Source organism: Bacillus sp. FG16 (assembly GCF_057809515.1).
In genome coordinates this window covers 1-7,606 of record NZ_JBMDKC010000160.1, presented here as the reverse complement: position 1 = coordinate 7,606, position 7,606 = coordinate 1, and the positions used below count along the sequence as shown (strand labels likewise).

The following is a 7,606-nucleotide window of genomic DNA, read 5'->3' as shown; positions in this document are numbered from 1 at the left end:
TTTGTTTTTAGTATAAACTCTCTGTTCGATGTGTCTATCATTTAGACTAGCATCATTATTTCGTATGAAATCCATTCTGCTTTCCGTCTCTAAGCTAAGAATAGACACATGCCACTTGTTCTTTAATAACCAACTCGTGAGAAAATCTCTTCGACTTGTATAAAGAACAGGATCATATTTTTTTACAAGTTCTTGTATACGTGATTCAAATAAAGGATCGTCATATAAGACTTTCACATGAACTTCATACGGTGAAAGGGATCCTTTATTCACCTTTATACGTGTTGCGATTTGATAATTCATACCTGCATCCTCCTCATTTCCATTTTAAAACCGAAAAAAATAAGCATCCCCTGTATGCTCACTGTGTTACTACTTATGCGTCTTTTCTACGATCTCGTTTTGGATTTTGATTTACATTCTGTTTCTGACTCACGCCCTTATTTTGACCTTTGTTTCGTAAACTCTCCCCTGTATTTTGTCCAAGTTGATACGAACGTTTTGTCTGCTGTACCGTTTTAGAACTATGAAAAGCATTGGAAAGGCGATCCTTTGCATATTGTCCAATTGTACGATTTTCTCTTTGCGGTGCTGGAATATCATTTGTAGAAGATGGTGCTGTATCTACTGGACGGGATGAACCTGAAGAACTTTCACCACTTGTTGATGTTCCGCTATGACTTGGCTGAGATGCTTCTGGTGTACTTGTGGGTGTTCCGCTACTACCTGATTGAGGTGTTGCTGGTGCACTTGTTGGTGCTCCGCTACCTCCCGGTTTACTTCCGCCTGGTGCACTTGTTGGCGCTCCACTACCTCCGGGTTTACTTCCGCCTGATACATTCGCTGAAGAACCCTGCCCTTCATTTTTAGCCTCTTTATCAAAACCAGACGATTTCATTTCATCTTGCAAGGACATTGCGCCACCCCCTGCCTCGCCTTGGGACGCTTGACTTTTTTCTGTTCCAGAACCTGATTGACCCATTTCATCTTGTATAGATGAATGACCAGTTCCATTTGCCCCGCCATCGGCATCGCTTTGCTTTGCTTTTCCTTCTTTTCCATTCTCTTTACCCTGTTGTTCTTTTCCTTGCTTTTGCTCCTTTTGTTCACCACCATTTGTTTTCCCTGCATTTTTATATCCGTTTGCGATGCCGGCGGCACCTGCACCTGCTTGTAATGCACCATTACCTGTACTTTTTAACATGTTACCAGCTTTGGACGCTATATTGCCGGTTGCTTTACTAAGCCCTTTTCCAAGTGCGTATCCACCTGCAACGACTCCCCAACCATTTTTAAGACCTGCATCAATACCAAAGATACGTTCACAAATGACGGGACCATCTACAACCGCAAGGCTCAAACAAATTAAAGCGATGACGTAAGCAATCCCATTCATATTTTCATGAATATAGTTTATACCGATGAGGTATAGTTTTAATGAAATAAAGATCATAATCATAATTAAAAAAGAATTTAAAATATTAAGAAGAATATGCTTTGTCTTCTGTCCGTTTGCCACATCTGCCGGTGCAACTAAGTTTACTAGAATGTAATTGAAAGCTAGTTCAAAACACAATTTCCCAAGTTTGATTGCTGTAAATAGCAGTGTCATGCCAATGACAAATAGAGACGGAGCGATTTTCCAGAAATCCCAGTCCCAGCGATAATATTTATCTGGCCAAAAATCAAACCAGCCATTTTTCAAATCGATGAGCACTTCTTTTCCATCTGGTGCAATACTCATTTTCTTTTCTAAGATTTTTTTTCCATCACCTGATAAATCTGTATCTTTATCTATCTTAAAACCCTTATCTATTTTCTCTAAAATATCAATTCTTCTAATGTTCTCTTGTGGAATTTTATTAGATTCTTTCAATTTTGTCGTTTTCCACTTTTCTATATCGAACTGTGCTACATCTGTGAGACCATCTTTTATAATTTTTTCACTTGTTGTCCCGCTTCCTTTGAGATCCACCGCCTTAATTGCTTTATCAGTAAATTTATCTGCTTGCATCATAGCTGTACTCAGTAACACAATTACACCCATACTGATAAAAATGTTGACTGCAATTTGTTCACGATTTGTTTTTCGATTAAATATCAGTGTATATCCAATGTAAATGAGCGAAAAAGCAAATAGTATATACAAAACAGGTTGAAAATCTCGTACAAATGATTGTACTTCTTCTGAAGCAAACAATGTTTTAACTAATAGAATTTTATCTGTAATCCCTTCTAATGCATCTACCAGATATGATAATCCAATAATAATCATCCAACCAATCAAACGGAGTATATAATTGATGAAGCCACCAATTTCTAAATAATCATTAAACATCTTCAATATTTCTAAGACTTTTTCATCATTCATGATTTCACCTTCCTCTCTTACGCTCCAAATACATCTTGTATGGTCATATCAAGATGTTCATCAACTTCATCCACCCGAATGACAATCGGTGCTTCACCGACTCCTCCTGGCTGTAAAACTACAACACCATTTGTAAGCCCAATCATCACTTCGTTTCCCGCTGTTACTTGTTTCCCGTAAACTTGTAAAATATGTTGTAAGGGCTTGGTTACTTGCATCATACTTCCTCCTTCACGCCTTCTTTTTCTAGTAAACTATCCATAACTTCACCGTATTTCCCGTTAATCAGACGATAAATATTCTTATCAATTTCTCCTGTTGTCACTAATATCTTCAGCTCATCAATAAAGTTTTCCATTGTACTTGTTTGAATATCCGCTAATGATTTGTTCCATTGCCTCATACATTGTTTTTCAATGATGTTCCAAATGGAACGATGTGTTTCAAAGAATTCTTCTGCTGTTTTATGCTTCCAATTTTCTAAGGTAAGTGGTTCAAATGGACTAGACGGTTCGGATTCGCACACTGAAACCGGTTCTGATGCATACGCTTCTTCAGGAATCTCAATATCCTCATCAATATCCGCAAATTGTGGCTCCTCCGGATCCTCTTCTGAAGGAATAGGTACTGGTTTTGGTTCAGATACGAATACATTTGATTTTGGTTCCTCTGGTTGCTCAGATGGTTCCTTTTCTTGTTTTGGGAAGAAGTCAATAATGAGATCCCTTGGATTCACATATTCATGTAAAGAACGAATATCGATATCTAAAATGGATTGATCTGTATCAAAGTCGTCCCCTAAGTATTCCCAGCGATATTTCATAACCGTTTTCCCTCGGTTCAGAATCGGGAAAGGCTCTATCTTTTCAAACTTATTATCCCGACGCTTCATAAAGCGTATCACTGCACTTTCTCCTTCTTGGAATCTCATTAACTCAGTTGGTGTTAATAATGGTTTTGTATCTATTCCTTCCGTTTTGCTCTTATCAATCGACAACCCTTTCCCACTTCGAGATAAAGAATTGATTGTTTGATTCCCTAACTTTTCGGATATTTCTTTTGCGGTTTCTTTATTACCAGATTGAATATAAATTTGATTCCCGCAATTGTCTTGAATGGTTGTACTTGCATCTCCATATTTCATTTTTAACTGTGGAAGAGCTTGCACAATCAAATTAAAACGAATATTTCGTCCTAAACAAACCGTAACAATATTCCCCATATCATCAATCGCTGGCATATTGCCAAATTCATCCAATAAGAACACTACTTCTCTATGACACTTCCCACCACGAGCTAAACCAGCATACTTGGAGAGTACAAAATATAACTGTCTAATAAAAATAGAAGCAATCACATGATTACTAGAATCGTAATCTGGAACAATCATAAAGACCGCAATTGGTTTTTCAAAGATAACAATGTTTTCAATTTGTAATCCATCTTGTTTCTCAACAACTTTGTATGTTGTTTCACCTGTATCCTTGTTAATTGTTTGAACTTCTACAATCATTTTCTTCTTTGTTTCGCTTTCCATTACATGGATACGTTGTCCCTTCTTTACTTTTTGTTTAAAGTTCAGTTCAAAACGCCCTTCTGTATCTGTTTTGACACTTTCTTTCGATCCATCTGGAAAGATAATTTGTACACGAACCCTTGGTGTTCCTTTTCCTTGCAAGCTTTTCCCAAAGCCAATTCGTTTTAAGTCGATACTATTACGGGACGTCATTTTTGCAATGCCATCAAAAGTAAAGATGGACAATTTACTCATTGTGGTACTAAAAATACTTCCTCGTGTTGTCCCGCCTTTTGCGAAGCTAGAAGTTGCATATTGCATCTTCGCAACACTCTCAGCCGGAAGCATTTCAAAATATATATCTAATACATTTTGTGTATTTCCTTTTGCATCAATCACAACTTCTTTGGAACCAAGCTCTGATAACATGTTTGCGACTGCATACATCGAAATTTTATCCTCTGTCTTTTCCTTGATACACTTATCTATAACCGCTAAGATTAATGCATTACATAAACTCATCGCACTATTATTCCAGAAAGGATCCTTTACATTTGGATTGTAGTAAAGTGAAAATGATAATGTATTACAGAGTGTCTGCGCTGTTGCTGTATCACCTTGTTTATAAGCATCTTTGATAAGCTGAAGCAAGTTGTAGCTCATGGACTCCAACGGGTTAATTAAATTTAAAACTTCAATATGAAAACCACGTTTTTCAAATGTTTTTTTAGAAGCCGCCAAAATTTCAGCCTTTGGATCATTGATGATAAGAGACGGTTGTAGTTTCGCACGGGAATATGCATCAAGTGTTGGAAACACAAACGTTTCCCCTTTACCAGATCTTGTTGTACCAATGATTAGGTTACTAACTGCCCCATCATCTATGAGTAGCCTTCCCGCTTTTGCACTATCTTTTAATTTTTTAATTTCTTGCCATTTCTCCATCCCTTTTGCATCTATAACCCTTTTCGCTTGTTTTAAAATGGATTTGCATGAAACCACATCATAACGAGAAATGACAACGCCACCCTTCCCTTCATATCGTTCTGTTTTATCTGGAATGGCACGATATTGCTGTTTGACTTCATCTAAAGTCGCAAAACGGGAAGAGTCTTTTTGATTCTGATTCAAGTCTTTAAAGCTTGAGCGAATTTTATAAGTGAATTGCAATGTACATAAGCTCGCAATTAAGAATAATATCAGATATAGGAAAAAAGAATGTTCAAAGGTATATAGATCCTCTATTCCAATATGAAAAGGTTTTGGATGTAATAAATCTGAAAATGTTGTTTTCACTACTTCTACAATGACGTTTCCTAGAAAATTAGCGATAAGAAAGATTCCACTAAACAAAAAAGTACTCATCGGGATGAGTACTTTCCATTCAGCTAATTTATACTTGAGTGGCGCTTTTTGTTGCACATGCACGTTATCTCCTCCTTTTCATCTTTTGTTTGTCTTTTTCCCAAATTTTATAGATAGTGTCTTGGATCATTTTTTGAACCTCTACCGTGTAGAAAATAAACATCAGCACAATAACTACCAACAAAAACATTACATACGTTACTATCATATCTGACCTCTTTTCTTCAAGTTACATTCCATTTCTTTGTAAAATTTCCATTGTGAGTACCCAATTCGCAGTAAACTTAATATGACAGGTACTACTAATAAAACAGCTATAAAAAGAGATAGAGAATATATTTTCTGTTCTTCTACAAATGCAATACTAGCAATCACACCCACCGCTATTACAATTGCTAGTGGAATTTCTAATAACAATATTTTTTTCGTCAACTTTCTATCCATAATGAAACGTATTAACAGAACCATTAAGACATAAAACATACCAAAGAGAGTAATTCCATTGATTGTATGACCTTTTGTCCATTCGTAACCAGAATCATTTATGCCCCCAATGATATAAGTAATTCCTAATACGCCTAAAATAGTGTAAATCCCTAAACTTAACTTTCTCCCGTACGCTATCCATTTTTCCATCCTTATTTTCCTCCCTTTTTAGAAAATAAAAGAGCCGGTTGAAGGTTTAACCAGCTTGTGATCCGTTTTATTTATCATTCGTGTGCCAAAATATTCTTTTTAGGTTGTGACGTCTGTTTTAAGGCTATTCTTACTATTTGCAAACCAACTACAATACCTGTTATAAGGAAGAATAACGGATAAAAAGCTCCATCTTTGTATCCGAGAAAAAAACCAAAAGCAAGAAATCCACCACAAACAATACTTATCATCAATGTCGATAATCCAAACAAATAGCTTACCTTAAGGATAGTCAATTTTTTATAGTCCTGATCCATTACTAGTACCCCTGTCATAAAACTAGCTCCAATCAAAAGAACTGTCATCAAAAGATACATATCAGCTCTCTCAAAAGCAATACTTGACTCTTGATACCAGGGCATCCAACTTCCTATCCCTTGATACCATGTAATTCCATGCCACCAACCAAACATTCCGACTATTAACAAATAAAGTAATCCTAAAAAATGAACATGATTACTACGAGCCAATTTCTTTATACGATTCATTCCAAATCCCCCTTTGCTATCCAAAATTCAAATTGCATGAAACATATATGACAAAATTTATTTTTTATTTTTGTTTAATGAATACTCTTTATATATTCTCAAGATACCAACTATTGTTAAAATAAGAATCGGGAATACAAACACAACTTCTATTGGCAACCAATCCATTTTGGGAATTGTTACAATTGGTTGTAATTCCATAACTTCTCCTCCATCTCTCATATTTCTATTTCTCCTATAAATTTCTATATAAAAAAAGCTGGTTGAATATCCAACCAGCTTGCTATCTTTTCTAAACGAAATCCTAATTTGCACTTAAAAAGTATTCATCGATTAAGCATAATGAATTGAGGAAATTTAATATCAATTTCTATTGGAGGTAATGTTTGAAAACTTGCTATGATTTTTGTGTTCGCTTCTTTCATTTGTTGTAAAAATGATAAAAAATCATTTACTTCTTCAGCAAATAAGTAAAATGTTTCATCAATTATTACAAAGTCATGTTGTTTAGCTAAATCGATTATTTCTTTGCTCCATTCCACTTTCGGACAGGCCCGATCGCACAGGTTTATAACCTTTAACTTATCTCCTTTAAACAATTCTTTAAGATCTTCATACTCACCAATAAAATCTAAAACCAGTACGTTATCCAAATTGATAGCAAGTTCTTTTAAAATTGTTGTTTTACCTGTAGCAATATCGCCAACAATCTTTAAATTTTCCTTTATGTTCAATATCTCATTTGTTTGAAACATGTTATATCCCCCTTATATCGTTCTTTATACACAAGTTGGTTAAATTTTGTCTCCTTTTGTTTTCACTATATTTTCTTGATTCAATAGCTCCTGTACAATATCTTATTATTATTCAAACGATATAGGAGTTAGTAATGTTTTTGCGACATCTAACATGTCTGGAAACATTATGGTTAGAGAAATGAACGTCATCAGTAATATGGCACGTACATACTTTCCGACTTCTTTTACGTACCCCATGAATAAAGAAAAGCGATAACAAAACAAGCCATATAACTCCTAATATGTTCACCCTACTCTTTCCCTTCTATCATTAAACTAAAACGGATGATTTTGGTTTGTCTCCCCCATCTGTCGGCGGATCTACCGGAGGTTTCGGCTTATCTCCTCCATCTGTCGGCGGATCTACCGGAGG

At 35.6% G+C, this 7,606-nt stretch carries 9 protein-coding genes; all 9 read right to left on the bottom strand.

From position 1 onward, the window contains the following. Positions 1 to 303 (bottom strand): hypothetical protein (locus ACODS7_RS30200; protein ID WP_488828334.1); only part of this gene is annotated, 303 nt, incomplete at its 3' end. A 73-nt stretch (positions 304 to 376) separates the two neighbouring features. Beyond that, the gene (locus ACODS7_RS30195; RefSeq protein WP_488828332.1) at positions 377 to 2,371 is read right to left on the bottom strand and encodes a pLS20_p028 family conjugation system transmembrane protein; all 1,995 of its coding nucleotides are present in this window, start codon (positions 2,369 to 2,371) and stop codon (positions 377 to 379) included. A 17-nt stretch (positions 2,372 to 2,388) separates the two neighbouring features. Next, positions 2,389 to 2,592: a hypothetical protein gene (locus ACODS7_RS30190; RefSeq protein WP_488828330.1), complete on the bottom strand. Its 204-nt coding sequence runs from the start codon at positions 2,590 to 2,592 to the stop codon at positions 2,389 to 2,391. Beyond that, positions 2,589 to 5,315: a VirD4-like conjugal transfer protein, CD1115 family gene (locus ACODS7_RS30185; protein WP_488828328.1), complete on the bottom strand. Its 2,727-nt coding sequence runs from the start codon at positions 5,313 to 5,315 to the stop codon at positions 2,589 to 2,591. The genes ACODS7_RS30190 and ACODS7_RS30185 overlap by 4 nt, the downstream gene beginning before the upstream one ends. A 141-nt stretch (positions 5,316 to 5,456) precedes the next feature. Next, positions 5,457 to 5,888 carry a hypothetical protein gene (locus tag ACODS7_RS30180; RefSeq protein ID WP_420975013.1) on the bottom strand — a complete coding sequence of 144 codons (432 nt, stop codon included), beginning with the start codon at positions 5,886 to 5,888 and terminating at the stop codon, positions 5,457 to 5,459. A gap of 74 nt (positions 5,889 to 5,962) precedes the next feature. Further along, complete coding sequence (locus ACODS7_RS30175) at positions 5,963 to 6,436, bottom strand: hypothetical protein (RefSeq protein WP_420975012.1); 474 nt, start codon at positions 6,434 to 6,436, stop codon at positions 5,963 to 5,965. A 57-nt stretch (positions 6,437 to 6,493) separates the two neighbouring features. Continuing rightward, positions 6,494 to 6,658 carry a hypothetical protein gene (locus ACODS7_RS30170; protein WP_256426277.1) on the bottom strand — a complete coding sequence of 55 codons (165 nt, stop codon included), beginning with the start codon at positions 6,656 to 6,658 and terminating at the stop codon, positions 6,494 to 6,496. A gap of 104 nt (positions 6,659 to 6,762) precedes the next feature. Next, complete coding sequence (locus ACODS7_RS30165; protein ID WP_420975011.1) at positions 6,763 to 7,191, bottom strand: hypothetical protein; 429 nt, start codon at positions 7,189 to 7,191, stop codon at positions 6,763 to 6,765. 108 nt (positions 7,192 to 7,299) lie between these two features. Continuing rightward, positions 7,300 to 7,458, bottom strand: coding sequence for a hypothetical protein (locus tag ACODS7_RS30160; protein ID WP_256426275.1), 159 nt, complete (start codon positions 7,456 to 7,458; stop codon positions 7,300 to 7,302). Positions 7,459 to 7,606 lie beyond the last annotated feature (148 nt).

Bases quoted from the DNA above. Each gene is read 5' to 3' on its own strand.
- ACODS7_RS30180 (WP_420975013.1), bottom strand. From the start codon at position 5,888: ATGGAAAAATGGATAGCGTACGGGAGAAAGTTAAGTTTAGGGATTTAC.
- ACODS7_RS30195 (WP_488828332.1), bottom strand. From the start codon at position 2,371: ATGAATGATGAAAAAGTCTTAGAAATATTGAAGATGTTTAATGATTAT.
- ACODS7_RS30175 (WP_420975012.1), bottom strand. From the start codon at position 6,436: ATGAATCGTATAAAGAAATTGGCTCGTAGTAATCATGTTCATTTTTTA.
- ACODS7_RS30170 (WP_256426277.1), bottom strand. From the start codon at position 6,658: ATGAGAGATGGAGGAGAAGTTATGGAATTACAACCAATTGTAACAATT.
- ACODS7_RS30190 (WP_488828330.1), bottom strand. From the start codon at position 2,592: ATGATGCAAGTAACCAAGCCCTTACAACATATTTTACAAGTTTACGGG.
- ACODS7_RS30165 (WP_420975011.1), bottom strand. From the start codon at position 7,191: ATGTTTCAAACAAATGAGATATTGAACATAAAGGAAAATTTAAAGATT.